General features: G+C 48.3%; 17 protein-coding genes. 14 read left to right on the forward strand and 3 right to left on the reverse strand.

The genetic code is table 11. The annotated features are described in order from the left end of the window. From pdxH to CWI81_RS10765, 3 genes are read right to left on the reverse strand one after another with little or no spacing between them, the layout of a single operon-like run. Positions 1–639, reverse strand: coding sequence for a pyridoxamine 5'-phosphate oxidase (gene pdxH, locus CWI81_RS10755; RefSeq protein ID WP_126785299.1), 639 nt, complete (start codon positions 637–639; stop codon positions 1–3). A gap of 20 nt (positions 640–659) precedes the next feature. Then, positions 660–2,222: a response regulator gene (locus tag CWI81_RS10760; RefSeq protein ID WP_126785300.1), complete on the reverse strand. Its 1,563-nt coding sequence runs from the start codon at positions 2,220–2,222 to the stop codon at positions 660–662. A 39-nt stretch (positions 2,223–2,261) separates the two neighbouring features. After that, positions 2,262–3,923: an amidohydrolase gene (locus tag CWI81_RS10765; protein ID WP_126785301.1), complete on the reverse strand. Its 1,662-nt coding sequence runs from the start codon at positions 3,921–3,923 to the stop codon at positions 2,262–2,264. Between the two features lie 198 nt (positions 3,924–4,121). On the opposite strand from CWI81_RS10765, the gene CWI81_RS10770 reads away from it, so the two are divergent. The 14 genes from CWI81_RS10770 (at position 4,122) to fliM (ending at position 18,592) form a co-directional block, all read left to right on the forward strand. Beyond that, positions 4,122–4,745 (forward strand): LuxR C-terminal-related transcriptional regulator, encoded by a 624-nt coding sequence (locus CWI81_RS10770; protein WP_126785302.1) that lies wholly within the window; start codon positions 4,122–4,124, stop codon positions 4,743–4,745. Between the two features lie 6 nt (positions 4,746–4,751). After that, positions 4,752–5,276 carry a DUF1285 domain-containing protein gene (locus CWI81_RS10775; RefSeq protein WP_126785303.1) on the forward strand — a complete coding sequence of 175 codons (525 nt, stop codon included), beginning with the start codon at positions 4,752–4,754 and terminating at the stop codon, positions 5,274–5,276. Between the two features lie 28 nt (positions 5,277–5,304). Then, on the forward strand, positions 5,305–6,732 hold the full coding sequence (locus CWI81_RS10780; RefSeq protein WP_126785304.1) for a sigma-54 dependent transcriptional regulator: 1,428 nt from the start codon (positions 5,305–5,307) through the stop codon (positions 6,730–6,732). A 117-nt stretch (positions 6,733–6,849) separates the two neighbouring features. Further along, positions 6,850–7,863 carry a sensor histidine kinase gene (locus CWI81_RS10785; protein WP_126785305.1) on the forward strand — a complete coding sequence of 338 codons (1,014 nt, stop codon included), beginning with the start codon at positions 6,850–6,852 and terminating at the stop codon, positions 7,861–7,863. Further along, positions 7,856–9,217 carry a sigma-54-dependent transcriptional regulator gene (locus CWI81_RS10790; RefSeq protein WP_126785306.1) on the forward strand — a complete coding sequence of 454 codons (1,362 nt, stop codon included), beginning with the start codon at positions 7,856–7,858 and terminating at the stop codon, positions 9,215–9,217. The genes CWI81_RS10785 and CWI81_RS10790 overlap by 8 nt, the downstream gene beginning before the upstream one ends. Before the next feature lie 87 nt (positions 9,218–9,304). After that, positions 9,305–9,637 (forward strand): flagellar hook-basal body complex protein FliE, encoded by a 333-nt coding sequence (fliE, locus tag CWI81_RS10795; protein ID WP_126785307.1) that lies wholly within the window; start codon positions 9,305–9,307, stop codon positions 9,635–9,637. Between the two features lie 46 nt (positions 9,638–9,683). Next, the gene (gene fliF, locus CWI81_RS10800) at positions 9,684–11,375 is read left to right on the forward strand and encodes a flagellar basal-body MS-ring/collar protein FliF (protein ID WP_198678676.1); all 1,692 of its coding nucleotides are present in this window, start codon (positions 9,684–9,686) and stop codon (positions 11,373–11,375) included. Beyond that, positions 11,368–12,414 carry a flagellar motor switch protein FliG gene (gene fliG, locus CWI81_RS10805; protein ID WP_126785309.1) on the forward strand — a complete coding sequence of 349 codons (1,047 nt, stop codon included), beginning with the start codon at positions 11,368–11,370 and terminating at the stop codon, positions 12,412–12,414. The genes fliF and fliG overlap by 8 nt, the downstream gene beginning before the upstream one ends. 23 nt (positions 12,415–12,437) lie before the next feature. Continuing rightward, the gene (gene fliH / locus CWI81_RS10810) at positions 12,438–13,187 is read left to right on the forward strand and encodes a flagellar assembly protein FliH (RefSeq protein WP_126785310.1); all 750 of its coding nucleotides are present in this window, start codon (positions 12,438–12,440) and stop codon (positions 13,185–13,187) included. 3 nt (positions 13,188–13,190) lie between these two features. Further along, positions 13,191–14,531 carry a flagellar protein export ATPase FliI gene (gene fliI / locus CWI81_RS10815; protein ID WP_126785311.1) on the forward strand — a complete coding sequence of 447 codons (1,341 nt, stop codon included), beginning with the start codon at positions 13,191–13,193 and terminating at the stop codon, positions 14,529–14,531. A gap of 11 nt (positions 14,532–14,542) precedes the next feature. Further along, complete coding sequence (fliJ, locus tag CWI81_RS10820) at positions 14,543–15,007, forward strand: flagellar export protein FliJ (RefSeq protein ID WP_126785312.1); 465 nt, start codon at positions 14,543–14,545, stop codon at positions 15,005–15,007. A gap of 63 nt (positions 15,008–15,070) precedes the next feature. Continuing rightward, entirely contained in the window at positions 15,071–16,912 is a 1,842-nt protein-coding gene (locus tag CWI81_RS10825) for a flagellar hook-length control protein FliK (protein WP_126785313.1), read from the forward strand. 71 nt (positions 16,913–16,983) lie between these two features. After that, positions 16,984–17,511 (forward strand): flagellar basal body-associated protein FliL, encoded by a 528-nt coding sequence (gene fliL / locus CWI81_RS10830; RefSeq protein WP_126785314.1) that lies wholly within the window; start codon positions 16,984–16,986, stop codon positions 17,509–17,511. 16 nt (positions 17,512–17,527) lie between these two features. Beyond that, entirely contained in the window at positions 17,528–18,592 is a 1,065-nt protein-coding gene (gene fliM, locus CWI81_RS10835) for a flagellar motor switch protein FliM (RefSeq protein ID WP_126785315.1), read from the forward strand. The last annotated feature ends 32 nt before the right edge of the window (positions 18,593–18,624 follow it).

Below are 18,624 nucleotides of genomic sequence, written 5' to 3' on the forward strand. Positions count from 1 at the left end.
TTAAGGCTGTAAGCGCTCTATAGCCCACTGGCCATCTGCCAGTGTATAGGTAAAGCGGTCGTGCAATCGGTTGCGGCCGCCTTGCCAGAATTCAAACTGGCTGGGCTTAATTAAGTACCCACCCCAGTGCTCGGGTCTTGGTACTTCGCTATCACGATACCTTTGCATGAGTTGTTCAAACTGTTGGTCGAGCAATTCGCGGCTGGCAATAGGCGCGCTTTGGTTAGAGGCCAATGCACCAATCTGGCTAGCCTTCGGGCGCGATCGAAAATAGGCATCGTTTTGTTGCTCTGATAACGGTTCGACAGAACCGGTAATCTGTACCTGCCGCTCCAATGGCAGCCAGGAAAAGTGTGCCGAAATGTTAGGGTTGACGGCCAGATCGCGCGCTTTGTGCGAGTTTTTATTGGTGAAAAACCGGAGTCCATTACTGTCATTGCTTTTTAGCAACACAACCCGTTGGCTAGGGACGCCCTTGGCGTCTACGGTTGCGATTGTCATCGCGGTAGGATCGGCGCTTAGCTTTGCATCGATGGCTTGTTGCAGCCACAGCGCAAATTGCTCATGTGGCGATGCCGCCAGTTGTTCGCGCGGCAGGCTGCCAAGCTCATAGTCACGACGAATTTGTTCAAGATCCATGGTCATTCCTCAACAGTCATCTACTGTTTATCCGGAAAGCGCTGACGAATTTTCTCTATTGCGTCTAAATTATCAAGCATCAGCCCTGCAAGCTCGGGGTCAAAAAATCGACCGTTATGCTGCAATATGTAGTCCGATGCTGCCGTCACTGGTTGAGCTTCACGATAGCTGCGTTCACTGCGAATCGCATCGTACTGGCTGGTAATCGACAAAATTCTGGCGTAAAGATCGATGTCAGCGCCATGTTTTTGGTTAGGAAAGCCGCTGCCGTCCCAGCGTTCATGGATATCCTGGGCTATTTTGGCGGCTAACTGCGCAATTTCGGTATCGGTCTGATTCAGGTAATCATGTCCTTTGATAACCTTCTGCATAATTTCTTCGTAGTCATGAATACTGAGTGCGTCGGCGCTTTGTGCTAACTCCATTTGCACCGATACCTTACCAATGTCGTAGACCGACGCTGCTTGCTTGAGTTTTTCGGCAGTGGTTACAGATGCACCGGTTAAGATGGCCAGGTAACCGGCCATTTCGGCCGAGCGTTTAACGAGATGACTAGTGTGCTCGATGGAACGCTTTTCTATGGCTTCACCGACGCTGTATAGCAGTTCACGCTGTGCTTCTCGCTCAGAATCACGACTGTGCAGATTATCAATAGCGATAGAGCTATTATTCACAAATAACCCGAGCAGGTTTTGATCAAGCTCAGAAAGTTCGCGGACTCCCTTTATAAACAGTAAATACTGTCGTTCACCCTGGGTCTTATAGAGTCCATAATAATTGTTATTATGGATACGAAACTCGACATGATTGGCACTGCTTTGTAACTGCTGAATCAGTTCCCAGTCGATATTTTCTTCAACCGGCTTGCCTGCAGACTTTTCGTAATCCCCGGTTCCGCCGATGATCTCAAACTTACTATTACCTTCGTTTGTCGCGGTTAAACCCTCGGTTTTGTCGTTTGCTGAACGACAATATAACGCGTCGTCCGAGTGGGTAATTAAAGCGACCAACTGCTCAAGAATTCCCTGACACAAACCTTGCATCGACTGAGCGGTAAAAACTTCTGCAGAGGCGTTGATGACCTTTTCTAAGCCGCGCTTGTTACGCTCTATCGCGTTCAGATCGCGATAGGCACGTAGACAAGAGTACATTAAGGTAACCAGTTTGCGATAAGTAAGTTCGGTCTTCTCCTTGTAGTCATCGATGTCATAGCGCGCGATAACGTCTTCCTCTGGTGCTTGTCCTGGCTGTCCGGTGCGCAACACGATGCGGATTAACTTATTTTTTAAGTCCTGGCGTATCCAGCGGGCGACCTCAAGTCCAGCATGATCGGTCTCCATCACTACGTCCAATAAGGTCATGGCAATATCGTCTCGTTCGCGCAAAACCTTTTTTGCTTCGCTGCCAGAATAAGCCGAATTAAACGACAGAGGATGACCGTCAAGTTTAAAGTCACTCAGTGCCATTTTCGTGATGGTGTGGATCTCTTCGTCATCATCAACGATCAGAATTTGAAAAGGCGCAGCCTGCTCAGGCTGATCAACTTCTGGTTCATCTTCTGAGAATAAAAAGTCATCGTTCATTGACGCATCTCTCCTTGACCTTAAAGCAATTTTAGCGACTTATTTAGCATATACCTGTTCGCCGGCAATATAGGTTTGCTCAACTTCTACCTTCCAGAGGTCGCTTGGCGGGATATCGAATAGGTCCCGGTCGATCACAATAAAGTCTGCCCATTTCCCCGGTTCTAGTGAACCCAGTTGCTGCTCTTGCCAGGCGGCATAGGCGGCATCGATAGTGAATGCTCGCAGAGCCTGCTCGGTTGACATGGCTTCATCGGCATACCAGCCACCGTCGGGTTGATTCTGACGGTCCTGACGTGTGACCGCGGCGTGCAGGCCATAAAACGGGTTTGCTAGCTCAACCGGAAAGTCTGAACCCGCTGCAATAATGGTTCCCTGATCAAGCAATGTCTGCCAGGCATAAGCACCCTGCATACGCGCTTTGCCGAGTCGATCTTCTGCCATGTTCTTATCGCTGGTGGCATGAGTCGGCTGCATTGACGCAATAATATTGAGCTCTTTAAAGCGCTGTAAGTCATCCGGATGCACCACCTGAGAGTGCTCAATGCGGTTGCGTAAATTGCGTCCGCCGAGATTTTCAAAGTGAGTAGCGAATGCGTCTAATGCAACGCGGTTAGCTCTGTCGCCGATAGCGTGTGTGTTAATTTGAAAGCCGTGCGGAATAATCAATTTGTAGAGCGAATCGATATCATCGGGTGAGGTTACCATTAAGCCATGATTACCGTGATCGTCGCTATAGTCTTCAATTAATGCGGCTCCGCGACTGCCAAGGGCGCCGTCGGCGTATATTTTTACGCTGCGGATGGTTAATTTATCGTCATCGGACTGATAAGGACCTTGGTCCAGCAGTTGTGGTAGTTGTGGCTCAGTTGCAGCGACCATTGCGTATATGCGCAATGGTAGTTGGCCCTGGTTTTGCAACCCTTTGTAGATGGATAAGTCTGTGGCCGGGACGCCGGCATCGTGAACACTGGTGATCCCGCGTTTTAGCAGGTGTTTGAAGGCCAGTGCGAACGCTTGCCGTTTTTCTTGCGCCGATGGTTGTGGAATGACTTCCTCGACCAGACCCATGGCATTGTCGATTAGAATGCCGGTTGGCTCGCCATTTTCATCTTTTACAATTTCGCCACCATCGGGCGATACCGTGCTGGCATCAATACCTGCTAGCTCTAGTGCCTTTTGATTTGCCCAGCCTGCATGAGCATCAACGCGGGTTAAGTATACGGGTTTGTCATTGACCACTTCATCCAGCTGGCTAGCGTTAGGAAACGCTCGGCTCGGCCATTGTTCCTGATTCCAGCCGCGACCTGTAATCCAGCTTAAATTAGCTTGTTGATCGGCGTAGCGGGCGACACGACTCACCGCATCGTTCACTGAGCTCGTGTCTCGTAAGTCAACTTGCAACAGGCTCATTCCTAAACCCAGCACGTGACCATGCGCGTCGGTAAGACCGGGGATCACTGTTTTTCCGTTCATGTCGACCCGGTTAAAATCTGGATAATGATCCACCAGAGACGCATCACCAATGGCCAGAACGCGACCATTTTGCGTTACCATCGTTTGAAACTGTTGTAACACAGCGTCCTGACCGGCAGGACTTGCTAGGGTATAACCATTAATATTGCTGTAAACCGTTTGTGCAACGCTCGACGTACTAAAGAAGGCGAATGATACAAGCAGTACGAGTGTTTTTTTAAACATAAACAACCTCTTTGTGACAGATTTTGCCACTATAAACGGGTTTGCGGTAAATTTGTATCAAAGGATGTTAATACAAGCTGTTATTTTTTTAACGTTTTATCATAAAATCATAGATAGTTCGGTGATGCTACTTGCTGAAAAAGTGAATTCAGGTATGCTAAAAGTTAGTATTGTAGTCGCCGAAGTTGGGACAAAATAATGAAGATATTAATCATTGATCCGTCGTTTTACATGCGCGCGGGACTTATACAAGTTCTTACAAACTATGCGGCGCAGCCCTCTATTTTCGAGGCGGAATCATTTGCTGTAGCGGAAACCTATTTAGCGGCTGACGAGTACGACCTTATTTTTATTGAAATGAACTTACCGGACGAAGAAATTCGCCCGGCATTGCAACGCTTAAAACGGTTGGCCCCGCGAGCTCACAACGTGTTATTTACTCAGGCTCGTTCGTTGAGTGATGTTAGACAAGTGCTGGCCGCAGGAGTCAGAAGTTATTTACCCAAAGACGCTTCGGCAGAACATGCGAAACTAGCGATTAAAAGTTTGCTCAACGGCGATCGCTATATTCCGGATGACCCAACGTTAAATGAACCTCGCAGTCACTCTAGCGGCGTTGAAACCTTCTTGTCGCCCCGACAGCTGGAGATTATGCAATTGTTGGCACAAGGGCTTTCGAATAAAGAAATCGCGAATATATTAGGCATTACAGAAGGCACCATACGTGTGCATTTATCCGCAATTTTCAAAGCCATTAAAGTGTCTAACCGTACAGAAGCCACTTTGTGGTATTTGTTAAGACAGAAAAAGTTAGTTGATTAACGCTCTATGTCCTTGAATCGACTTTTTGAACAGCTCGAGTCGCACAGTCACGCCCCGACTGAGCAGTGGGACCCTCCTTATTGTGGTGAGATCCCGTTGCGGATTAAAAGTAATGGTGACTGGGAATACCAGGGAAGCAAAATAGAACGCCCACAATTGGTTAAACTTTTTGCTTCGGTATTGGTAAAAGAACAACAGGATTACTTTTTGGTAACGCCGGCGGAAAAGGTTAAAATAGCGGTCGATGATGCGCCGTTTGTAATAACCGGCTGGGAACAAGTCGAAGTAGATGGTGAGCGGGCAGTACAAGTCATTACCAATATTGGTGAGCGCTATGTTTTGTCGCAACAAACGCCGCTGGTCGTGATTGGCGACCTGCCTTATGTGCGTCTACTAAGAGGTATGACCGCAAAAGTACACCGAAATGTATATTATCAATGGGCAGAGATGGCTGAGCCTGGCTCAGATAAAGCTGATAAAGAATTTGTTATCCACAGCGCAGGTCAGGCGTTTTCGCTTGGGCATGCTTGATCAATAGGAAAGAGTCGGTTAAGCCTTTATGAGTAACGGCAAAACAATTTACCTGCTGGAGCAAGATAAACAGCGTCAACAACGTTTAGAAACAGTGCTGACTTTTATTGGCGAACGGGTATCGACGCTTACATCGATAAGCAGCGGTGCGCCATTGTCAGATGCTCTGTGCGTTATCGCAGGTAATGGCATTGATGATTTAGAACTGCACGCGAGCGAAAATCCGGCGATTCCTTTTATTTGTGCAGCGGAGCAACACCAGGCGGCATTAAAGCGCGCCAACGTTATTGGGCCAATTGATGACACGGTCGACTATCAGGAGTTGTCGCGCTGGCTGCATTACTGTCATACCTACCACCGTAATCTGGTCCAGCATCACGGCTCACATAATCAAAAGGCAGGCGTTTTAGAATCCATGCTGGTGGGTCAAAGCGACGCGTTGCAAAATATTAAACGGATGGTCGCGCAAGTCTCCGGCAGTGACGCCAATGTTTTAGTATTAGGTGAGTCAGGAACCGGTAAAGAAGTTGTCGCTCGTGGTATTCACCAAATGTCCGAACGTAAACAAGGGCCCTTTGTACCGGTTAACTGTGGTGCGATCCCTGGCGACTTGCTTGAGAGTGAGCTGTTCGGCCATGAAAAAGGCGCCTTCACAGGCGCTATTGGTACGCGTAAAGGGCGCTTTGAACTGGCGCAAGGCGGCACACTGTTTTTAGATGAAATCGGTGATATGCCATTAGCCATGCAAGTTAAGCTTTTACGAGTGCTGCAAGAGCGAACCTTTGAGCGGGTAGGTGGAGCCAAAAGTCTAAAGGCTGACGTAAGAGTTGTCGCCGCTACGCATCGGCATTTAGAGACGATGATAAACGAAGGAAAGTTCCGCGAAGATCTGTACTATCGATTGAACGTTTTCCCGATCGAAGTGCCTTCCTTGCGCGAACGACAGGACGACGTGCCGATACTGTTGCGGGAACTTACCGCACGCTTTAAGAAAGAGCAGGGCGTTGGTGTTCGTTTTACGACGGAAGCACTGGACTCATTGTCCAAACATCACTGGCCGGGTAACGTACGCGAGCTGACCAACCTAATTGAACGGTTGACGATTATGCACCCGGAGCAATTAGTTGATGTGCAGGATTTGCCGCCGAAATATCAACACGTTGAGCACCAACCAGTGGCCCCGGATTATCCCGATGAGTTGTTAGAGCGGGAGGCGTTAAACTCTATCTTTGGCGACGATGATTTAGAAGATGAGACTGACGTGCAGACACCGGTCAGCTCAGAGTTAACGGATGACGGTGTTAACCTTAAGGATATGCTGAGCGAACTTGAAATTGAAATGATCCGTCAGGCACTGCAGAAAGCCGACGGTGTTGTGGCGAAGGCTGCCGAATTGCTCAGCATGCGTCGTACCACGCTGGTTGAAAAGATGAAGAAATATCAAATAAAGCAATAGGTGTCGGTTTATTGACACCTCTAATCCTCATAAGTCTTTGAAATACAAGCAATAAAAGTAGGCATGTTGTTTGCATAATATTGGCTAATTCTTTTTTGGGTTAGCACAGAGGATATTATGCAGGCTCATCGTTCACTAATAGACGCGATGCCTAATGCCGTCATCTTGTTGGATGATCAAGGCGTGGTTGAGCATTGTAACGACAATGCCCGGCAACTGATGAATGCCTCACTGGTCGGTCAACTGTGGCGGGATTGCGTCGCTACCTGCTTTTCACCACAAGAAGACGACTGGCACGAAGTTTCCTTACGCAATGGTCGACGTGTAAAAGTTGATATATCGGGGCTGGAGGATGGCTCCGGACAGCTTATCGTACTCACGGATCTGACCGAAACTCGACATTTACAACAAAAAATTAGTCACCTACAACGCTTATCGGCCATGGGTCGCATGGTTGCATCGCTGGCGCATCAAATACGCACGCCACTTTCGGCGGCCTTATTATATGCACAAAACCTTGCGACTCCGGGGCTGGATGAAAGTCGCCAACGGCGTTTTTCGGACAAACTGATGTCCCGACTTAACTCCTTAGAGCAGCAAGTTAACGACATGTTGTTGTTTGCCAAAAGTGGCGATAAGCAGGTGCTTGAACAGATGCCCGCCGAACAGCTGATGCAGTCTGTGCTGACATCGGTGCAGCCGTATGCGGACAGTCGCCAGATTGAACTCAAGCAAGTAACTGCCACCAATAGCCCAGATCCAATTATTTTAAAAGCCAGTCAGGTAGCTTTAAGCGGTGCTATTCAAAACTTAATTACCAACGCCGTAGACGCCAGCAGTTCCGGCCAAACCGTGGTTATTGAAACAGGCTATAGCGAGACCGACTGGTATTGTTCGGTAACGGATGAGGGGGAAGGCATTCCGGCCGAGCTTAAAGAACAGCTATTAACACCTTTTGTTACTAGTAAACCGAACGGCACGGGCTTGGGTTTAGCCGTGGTCAATACGGTCGTTAAGGCGCACCAAGGACAACTGCAATGGCAGAGCGAGGCGGGTCAGGGCACTCAATTTAAGCTGTCACTGCCGATCTTCGAAATTCAAACGGCTGCCAAGGAGGTGTGTTATGGCTGAAGCCAATGTACTGATCGTTGAGGACGATGCGGCACTGCGCGAAGCTATTGTCGACACGCTGGAGCTAGCTGACTATCAGTGTTTACAGGCGGATTCAGGCGAAAGCGCGCTGGTCGAACTTAAAGCTAACACGATTGATCTTGTTATCAGCGATGTACAAATGCCCGGCATTGATGGGCTGCAGTTACTTCGCAGTATGAAAAATCAGGGTTATGAGCAACCGGTGATTATGATGACGGCGTTTGCTAAGGTGGATGATGCGGTAATTGCGATGCGCGAAGGTGCTGTCGATTATCTGAGTAAACCCTTTTCAACCGAAGCATTATTGAAGTTGGTACAGCGCCATTTACCGCTGCAACCAGAACCGGAACAATCGGTGGTTGCTGAAGACCCGAGTAGCCTGGCGTTGCTGGAGATGGCAAAAAAAGTAGCTGCAACCGATGCCACAGTAATGATTAGTGGCCCCAGTGGTACCGGTAAAGAGGTTTTGGCGCGGTTCATTCATGAGCAGTCAAGTCGCTGTGCTGAGCCCTTTGTCGCTATTAATTGTGCGGCGATTCCTGAAAACATGCTGGAGTCTATTTTATTTGGCTACGAAAAGGGCGCCTTTACCGGAGCGACACAAGCATCACCCGGTAAGTTCGAGCTCGCGCAGGGCGGTACGTTGTTATTGGACGAAGTTACCGAAATGGATATCAACCTGCAGGCCAAACTGCTGCGAGTGTTGCAAGAGCGGCAGGTTGAACGGCTGGGTGCGCGTAAGTCTATTCATCTTGACGTGCGGGTCATCGCGACCTCTAATCGTCAGTTGCAACAAGCCGTCAGCGACGGCTTATTGCGCGAGGACTTGCTTTATCGGTTAAATGTATTCCCGTTACAGTGGCGTTCGCTGCGTGACCGGCCGAAAGATATCGTACCAATTGCACAGGCGTTATTGCAGCGCCATCAGGCTCGACTGGGTATTAAAGGCCCAATTGAGTTTGCAGAGAACACCTGCTCGGTAATGGAAGAATATGAATGGCCGGGCAATATTAGAGAGTTGGAGAACGTTATTCAACGGGCCCTAGTGTTGCAGTCAGGGGGGATTATTCAGCCTGCAGATTTAATGCTGGAACAGGCCTCAGGGCAGAGTGTTTTGCCTGAACAGGTACAGCCCGAGACTACCATAACAACGGCTGCTGACAGTAACGATGACTTAGGTGAGTCGATGTTTCATCAGGAATACCGAATTATCAAACGCGCTTTGCAAAAGCACAATGGTAAACGTAAACCGGTTGCTGATGAGCTCGGTATTTCGCCGCGGACATTACGCTATAAGTTAGCGAAAATTCGTGAAAACGGTTTATCTATTTAGTAAGAAACTCGTCAATAAAAAGTTGGCATCCGATTTGCATTAACTCTGTTAACGAATCCAATTGCGGAAATTTTGACGGAGACCAAGATGAAAGTCGATGCCAACGCAGCCTATCAACAGTGGCAAGCCTTATCTGGTGCAAGTGCAAGCCAGGATAAAGCGACCAATGTCAACGCGCTACCGGGTAACAATGCCCAAGCCGACTTCTCTAACATGCTGAAAAATGCCATTGATAACGTTAATGAGCTACAGCAAACCTCGGGTGACTTAAAAACTCGCATGGAGTTAGGCGATCCGAACGTGACGCTGGAACAAACCATGATCGCCAGTCAAAAATCCAGTATCGCTTTTGAAGCAACCGTACAAGTAAGAAACAAGGTTGTTGAAGCGTATAAAGAAATTATGTCAATGCCGGTCTAACCGGACCTGATTAGGGAGTTAAATTGTGGCTGAATCAACTGACCTGATGGTAACCGAGCCCGGCACCAATACCCAGGGCAACGACACTGAATCAACCGAGAAAAAATCCGGCATTATGGATATGATCGGCAACTTTGACATGTTACGTCAGGTTGTAGTGGTGTTAGCGCTGGCGATTTGTGTGGCGATAGCGGTATTCATCATGCTGTGGGCACAAGAGTCAACATATCGGCCACTGGCAAAGATGGAAACTGAGCAGTTGGTGAGCACCCTCGACTACCTGGACGCCAATGGCATTGAATACAGCGTAGAAGGCAACACCGTCTCAGTCCCTGAAGAAAACTACGACGCGATTAAACTGCAATTAACCCGCGCTGGTGTAGATTATGGTCAAACTGAAAGTACGGGTTCAGAGATTTTAATGAGCGAACCCGGCTTTGGTGTGAGCCAAAGGTTAGAACGCGAACGCTTATTGCACTCACGCGAAGTTCAACTAGCGCGTGCTATCGAAGAAATGAAAGCCGTTACGGCAGCAAGAGTACTGTTAGCCGTACCAAAAGAAAATGTCTTTGCTCGCCGTGAAAAGCAGCCAAAGGCATCGGTGATGCTAAAGGTTCGTGGAACTCAGTCGCTGGGTGAGGAAGAGGTTGCGTCGATAGTCGATATGGTCGCTTCGTCTGTTACCGGTCTACAGACTGAACATGTCACCGTAACGGATCAAAATGGTCGCTTATTAAACTCCGGCTCACAGAGTGCGCTTGCCGCACAAAGCAGCCGAGAATATCAGTTAGAACTTAAGCGCGAACAAGAGCTACGCCAGAAAATTGACAGCATTCTAATTCCAGTTCTGGGTTACGACAATTACACCGCTGAAGTCGACGTTACTATGGACTTTACCCGTAAAGAAACGACCCAACGGCAGTATAATCCTGATATGCCTGCTATTCGCAGCGAAATGACCAGTGAAACTCGTTCTAACGGGACTGCGATTGGCGGTATACCGGGCGCATTGAGCAACCAGCCACCACTGGAATCGGATATTCCTGAGCAAGCTAATGGTAGTAGTGCGCAGCGCCAAGGCAGCGGCAGCATGAGCCGCGAGGCGACCCGCAATTATGAGTTGGATAACTCGGTGAGTTATACTCAAAGCCAAACCGGCGTCATTGATCGCTTGAGCGTGTCGGTCGCCGTGAATCAGGAAACGACTCAGAATGCCGAAGGCGAGTCTGTGCAGCAGCCGCACTCTGAACGAGAACTAGAAAACATTCGTCGCTTGCTGCAGGGCAGCCTTGGCTTCAGTTTGAACCGCGGAGACTCGCTGGAAGTGGTTTCTGTACCATTTGCGCAGCTGCCGGACCTGGGTGAAGCAGAGCCTGCAGTTTGGGATCAACCATGGTTCTGGCGCGCATTACGTTTAGTGATGGGTGCTCTGGTCATCATCGTATTGATTGTTGCTGTCGTTCGACCCATGCTGAAGAAACTAATGAACCCAACGCAGGATCTCGAAGACGATGCACATGCGTTAATGGACGATGACGAGGCGATGGGCGATGAGACGATCGATCTGTTATCCTCTCAGTTTGATGAAAGCTCAATCGGCTTTGGTGCTGACGGTAGCTTGCAGTTACCGGACTTACATAAAGATGAAGATCTGCTGAAAGCGGTTCGCGCGCTAGTTGCAAACGAGCCAGAGTTGTCTTCTCAAGTGGTTAAAGCGTGGTTAAACGAAGATGCCTAATACACAGATGCAAACCCAAAAAGGTCAGTCAGACTTTGACGTTCACAGTCTTGAAGGCGTTGAAAAAGCCGCCATTTTGCTGCTGAGCTTGTCAGAAGAAGACGCGGCGCAGATCCTTAAACACTTGGAACCTAAGCAGGTTCAAAAAGTGGGAATGGCGATGTCGAGCCTACAGGACTTTAATCAGGATAAAGTGAATGCGGTGCATAACTTATTCCTGGAAGAGATTCAGAAATTTACCAATATTGGCTTTAAGAGCGAAGAGTTTGTGCGCAAGGCACTCACTTCTGCTCTGGGTGAAGACAAAGCTGGTAATCTGATCGAGCAAATTGTAATGGGCGGCGGCTCGAAAGGTCTTGATTCGCTTAAATGGATGGACTCGAAGCAAGTAGCCACCATTATTCGTAACGAGCACCCACAGATTCAGACAATTGTTATGTCATACCTGGATGCCGACCAGAGTGCCGAAATCATGTCGCAGTTCCCGGAAAAAGTGCGGCTGGATCTGATGATGCGAATTGCCAACTTAGAAGAAGTACAACCGGCGGCGTTGCAAGAACTGAACGAAATTATGGAGAAACAATTCGCTGGTCAGGCTGGTGCGCAAGCGGCGAAGATGGGTGGTCTGAAGGCTGCGGCCGATATTATGAACTACCTGGATACCAATATCGAAGGCCAGCTGATGGATGCTATCCGCGAGCAGGACGAAGAAATGAGTCAGCAGATTCAGGACTTGATGTTTGTGTTCGAAAACTTAGTAGAAGTAGACGATCGTGGCATTCAGGCGCTATTGCGTGAAGTCGAGGGTGATGTTCTGCAAAAAGCTCTGAAGGGCGCCGACGATAATGTCAAAGAGAAGGTCTTTAAAAACATGTCAAAACGAGCTGGAGAAATGCTTAAAGACGATCTTGAAGCTATGGGACCTGTTCGTATTAGTGACGTGGAAGCTGCACAAAAAGACATTCTGGCTGTGGCTCGTCGGTTAGCGGATGCTGGCGAAATTATGCTCGGCGGTGGCGGCAGTGACGAATTCCTATAAGCGTTAACAGGTAACGAGCAACTATGAGCGATGGTCAAAAAACAACGGAAAAATGGCAGTTTCCGGATATTACGTCCGACGAACATTTAACAGGTGGTAAGACCAACGTTCTAAATAAGCCGACTCGTTGGCAGTACGAACCGCCTGAAACCGAGGATGACGAAGAGCCAGAGCTACAGCCTCTGACGGCTGAAGAACTTGAACAGATTCGTGAAGCGGCTCGTGAAGAAGGGTTTAAAGAAGGTTACAACGCGGGTCATGAAGAAGGCCAACAAGCGGGCCATACCGAAGGTCTGGAAAACGGTCAACAAGAAGGCTTCGAAAAAGGCTTCGAACAAGGGTTAGCTGACGGCAAGGCAAAGATGGATGTACAGGCTAAAGAGCTTATAAAACTATTGGACAGCCTGTCCTATCCTGACCGTAAGCTGACGGATGATATTCAGGCAGAATTAATCGATATGGTTACTGAGTTAACTCAGGCGATATGTCTTGATGTTCCGTATTCGCAGCCAGAAATTATAAAGAAAGCTGTACGTGAGGCTCTTGAGGTGCTGCCGGTGACTGATCAACGAGTAGTGATTCATCTAAATCCTGATGACTTAGAAGTCATTCAGGATATGTACAGCGAAGAAGAATTGAAGCAACACGGCTGGCTATTAAGCAAGGATGAATTGTTGGAGCGCGGAGGTTGTCGGGTAACGACAGAAAGCTCGTCGGTGGACTACACCCTTAGTAGTCGCATCAAAAGTGTTTTCGACAGTATCAAGGGTTAAGCCATGAGTGACTCGATACTCGCTGGATTAAAGAAAGCACGCGAACGTATTAATCCGCCACCAGTGCTGGTGTCTGGTTATTTGACCCGAGTGGTTGGTTTGATGTTTGAGGCGGTGGGAGTACGAGCGCCTATTGGCTCTAGCTGTTCGGTTGAGTCTGCTCACGGTGACATTGAGGCGGAAGTTGTGGGCTTTGAAAATAACATTAGTTATTTAATGCCAACCCAGGACGCGCATGGCGTAGTGCCTGGGGCCAAAGTAAAGCCGCGCTCATCGAAACAAGAACTACCGTTTGGAATGGAGCTGTTAGGAAGGGTTATCGACGCCCGTGGTAACCCACTCGACGGTCGCGGCCCTATCTTTTCCGATCAGAAACGCCGTTATCGTAGCCAACCTGTAAACCCTTTAAATCGGCGGCCGGTTAAACAGCCATTGGACGTGGGAGTTACCGCAATAAACGCCTGCATTACTGTCGGTCAGGGGCAGCGCATGGGGCTTTTTGCCGGTAGTGGTGTTGGTAAAAGTGTGTTGTTAGGAATGATGACCCGCGGTACCGACGCTGACGTGATTGTGGTTGGCCTTATTGGCGAACGGGGCCGTGAGGTTAAAGAGTTTATCGAAGAGATACTGGGCGAAGAGGGGCTGGAGAAGTCGGTAGTGGTTGCTGCTCCCGCTGACCAATCACCGCTAATTCGGCTGCGTGGCTGCGAAGCTGCTGCAGAAATTGCCGAATACTTTCGCGATCAGGGCCTTAATGTATTGCTGTTGATGGATTCGTTGACGCGTTATGCAATGGCACAACGTGAAATTGCGCTGGCCGTTGGTGAACCCCCGGCAACAAAAGGTTATCCGCCTTCAGTATTTGCCAAATTACCGGCACTGGTGGAACGCGCCGGTAATGGCGGCGAAGGCCAGGGTTCGGTGACCGCATTTTACACGGTACTTACCGAGGGCGATGATTTGCAGGATCCGATTGCGGATTCGTCACGAGCAATTCTCGATGGCCATATCGTATTAAGCCGTGAGTTGGCCGACTCGGGGCACTATCCAGCGATAGATATCGAGGCATCGATTAGCCGGGTTATGCCGCAGGTCGTGTCTGATGAACATATGAAACAGGCCGTTCAGGTTAGAAAGTGGTATTCAAATTATCGTCGGAACCGTGACTTGATTGCGATTGGTGCTTACAGCAAGGGTTCTGATCCCGCTATTGATCAAGCGATTGCGATGCAGCCGCGGGTAGAACGGTTTTTACAGCAACCGATGAAATCTGTGGTTAGTTATGACGAGAGCCTGATTCAGTTGGCTCAAGTTATTAACCCACAGTACCAAAAACAAGGTTAATGTAATCGCGTATGGCTGAGTTACGACAAATGCACATGTTGCTGGAAATGGAGCAGCGTAAAACTGACGATGCTGCTGCTCAGTTTGCACAAGTACAGCAACAAGTTAATGAAGAACAACAGCGTTTAGAAGGGCTGTCTCAATACCGTCTGGATTATTTGACGCAGTTACAGCAGCGCGGCACAAATGGCATTATCTCGCGCCAGTTCGGTCAGTACCACGCGTTTGTTGGTAAGCTCGACGAAGGCGTTGAGCAATTGCACAAATCGGTTGTCCGACTGCAAGAGGTGGCTAACCAGCGCAAGCAACAATGGTTTGAACAACGCCGTAAGAAAGAATCGATTGAACATTTAATTAATGAACAAAAGAAGCGTGAAGCTAAAGATGTAGCGCGGCGCGAGCAAAAAAATCTCGATGATTTCTCCAGCCAACGCTTTATTCGCGAAACAAAACTTAGAGCCAGAAAGGGCAGTTAAGTCTTTAGTTGGTACAGTTATTGCTTTACCAATGGAAGATAATGTCAACATTGAGAGTCTATTATGCATCAGTTGCTAACACTTACAGGTCAGTCGGAGTTATTCCAAAAAGGAACACCAGAGCTAAAGCTCAATGGTGATGCCGCCAGCAGTGGCGAAACCGGTGATTTTGCTAAGGCGCTGTTAAGTGGTTTAAAACTGAATGAAAAAGGTAAAGAAGGACAGGGCTTTTCCTGGATATTACCCATTGAAGAACCTCCTAAGCAAGTAGCAGCTGATGATGGCAAGTTATTGCAGGCTTTAACCGGTGGTGGAAAAAGTGAGTTAGGCGAGAGCCAGGATAATTCTAAAGAAGCGCCAATATTAGAAATGTTAGAGCAGATGCAGGCGTTACTGGTCGGGACCACAGAGTCCGGCGAATCCTCGGAGTCTGGTGAGCCAACCGATGATCTTAGTGCTGAAGAGCTGACTGAAAAGGTCAGTGCTTTATTGCAAAAAATGGGCACCGATGAACTGTCGGCTGAGCAGCGGCAACAACTTGCCACAGAATTTGTTGGACGACTGTCGGATCAGCAAAAACAACTGCTCGCGGATATTGAACTTGATCAGTCGGGGCTCGATCAAGTTGAAAATAACGAACTATTAAGCCGATTGCAGCTAGTTGGCAAGCTTGCTAATGCCGCAGTCAACGCAGTGGATCATGGTGTAACACAAACGACTGAGACTGCAGGTATCAGTCAGGGGGCCAGTTTATTGACCAACGACGGTGAACAGGCAAACATCGACGAGCAATCGCTGGCCTGGTTACAGCAACAGTTAAAAACGCTAACCAACGAAAATAGCGGGCAAACCAGCGGTGCTGAGCAATCTCAATCTGCTGCGAATCAAGGCCGGCAGGCGGCGGAAGATTTAATCGCGCAAATTAAATCGAAGCTGGTCGACGCTGAACAATTAAATCAGGAACAAAAACAAAATCTGAAAAAGTTTGTTGATACGTTGGATGCACAGCTTAATAAGCAACTAGCACAACAGTCGGCAGTAGCTCAGCAAAAAAGTTCTAGCGATAAAAACGCGTTGGCTCAGTTAACTCAGCTGGTTGATAACGCGACAAACTCGAATAAGCAGGCTCAGAGTAAACCAACGCCGGTGCTAGCTGCTACTGCTGACGTTGTTGAGCAAGCTAAGACAGAGACGAACGGCTCACAAAAGCTATCAGCAGACGCTGAGGCTAACTCCGCTAAAGCTGACTCCCGGGTTGAGGGAATGCTCGACGGAAAGCTCGCGGGAAAATCTGATTCTTCCACTGAGAGTAAGTTGATGAATGCATTTACTAACAGTCAGAACCGGGAAGCCAGCGAAACGGCTAAATCCTTTAGTGAACAATTAAACAACACGCAGAGCTCAGTCGTTTCCACTCAGTCTGGTGCAATGAAGTCGAGCGAAGCCTCGTCAACATTGCAAAGCAGTATGCAGGCAATTCAAAAACCATTTGATCCACAGCAGGCTGAAGCTTCGCAGAAGTTGCAAGAACGTATCAATATTATGCTTAGCAAAAATATTCAGCGGGCTGATATTAGACTGGATCCTCCGGAGCTGGGACAGTTGCAAATACGGGTTAACATGAATGGTGAGCAAGCCAGCGTACAATTTCAGGTGCAATCTCAACAAGCTCGAGAGGCTGTAGAATCGGCATTGCCGCGTCTAAAAGAAATGTTAGAACAGCAGGGAGTGGCATTGGCCGACACTAATGTGAGCGAACAGCAGCAGGAGTCTTTAGCTGGCGATAACCGTGGAACAGGTAGCAATGGCAGTGCAAATGAGTCCACCGAAGTGGTTGATGAACACCAGATTGCGGTCGATAATGGAAAACCACTGGCGCTTGGTGCGGTCGATTTCTATGTTTGATGGCTGCAATCCTTAGGGAAATCAAGCTATAGTGACAGGCAGACAGCGAAATAATTAATTAGGAACAGCAAATGGCAGAAGAAAACGACCAGGAACAACAAGACAAACCAACAGGAAAGCGTAAAAAGCTACTGTTTATTGGTGGCGGAGCAGCAATCATTATTATTGCTGTTGTTGTTATTTGGTTGTTTTCAGGGTCATCAGAGAGTGGTCAAGGCCAGTCTAATGGCGGTCAGGCATCACAAGTCTCAGCTGATAGTAGTGATGCGCCTGAAGTGGGCAATGCGCTTTATGTTGGCATGCCGCGGCCCTTTGTTTTTATTGTACCGGGCGATGCGCGAGAGAGAACTGTGCAGATAAAAGTACAGTTGATGGTACGTGGCGAAGAAAGCGAAGAGCAGGTAAAGCGACATATCCCTTTAATAGAAGGCACCCTGCACGAGGTATTTAGTTCTTCAACTGCGGAAGAATTAAAAACGGTTGAAGGAAAAACGAAATTACGAGAACTTGCTTTACAGGAAGTCCGCAACGCATTAGAAAGCGTTGCCGGACCAGGCCTGGTTGAGCAAGTGTTATTCACCAGCATGGTCATGCAATAACAGAGCGATATTGGTTGTGAGCGATTTATTATCACAAGACGAAATTGATGCGCTACTGCACGGCGTAGACGATGTCGAAGAAGAGGACGCTGAATCTTCGGTGTCGGCATCCGAGGCTCTCGATTACGACTTTTCATCTCAGGATCGAATTGTCCGCGGTCGTATGCCAACGCTGGAAATTGTGAACGAGCGCTTTGCCCGACACATGCGTGTGAGCCTGTTTAATATGATGCGGCGTACTGCAGAAGTATCAATTAACGGTGTACAAATGCTTAAGTTTGGCGAATACGTACACACATTATTTGTCCCGACCAGTTTAAACATGGTGCGTTTTAGACCGTTAAAAGGTACTGCGTTAATTACCATGGAAGCGCGACTGGTATTTATTTTAGTGGACAACTTTTTTGGCGGTGATGGACGTTATCACGCGAAAATAGAAGGCCGCGAATTTACCCCGACAGAACGCCGAATTATTCAAATGCTGCTCAAGTTAATCTTTGAAGATTACAAAGAGGCTTGGGCACCGGTGATGGACGTTGGTTTCGAATACTTAGATTCGGAAGTGAATCCAGCGATGGCCAATATAGTTTCGCCGACCGAAGTCATTGTTATCAGCTCGTTTCATATTGAACTTGATGGTGGCGGCGGCGACTTCCACATTGCCTTACCGTACTCCATGCTAGAACCGATTCGTGAGTTACTGGATGCGGGTGTACAGTCGGATAAAGAAGACACCGACATGCGTTGGAGTAAAGCTCTGCGCGATGAAATTATGGATGTTCCGGTAGAAATGATCGCCAAGCTGGCGAATTTGGATCTATCACTGCGTGAAGTAATGGACTTGCAGGCTGGCGATATTATTCCTCTGGAGTTACCTGATAATTTGACGGTAATGATAGAGGATTTACCCACTTTCCATGCCAAGTTAGGGCGTTCCAGAGAGAATATTGCCCTTAAGGTGACAGAAAAAATAAAACGGCCAGAGACGGTCAAGTCCGATATTCACATGTTAACGCGAGGCGGTCGTCGGATTGGCGGCGACGCAGAGCTGAAACAGCTTGAAGAAGATATTGATTTATAGCGGCTAGCGCTAAGTACTGATGAGGTTACCTG

Origin of the sequence: Idiomarina seosinensis, from assembly GCF_003987275.1 — a bacterium.
Lineage (GTDB): Bacteria > Pseudomonadota > Gammaproteobacteria > Enterobacterales > Alteromonadaceae > Idiomarina > Idiomarina seosinensis.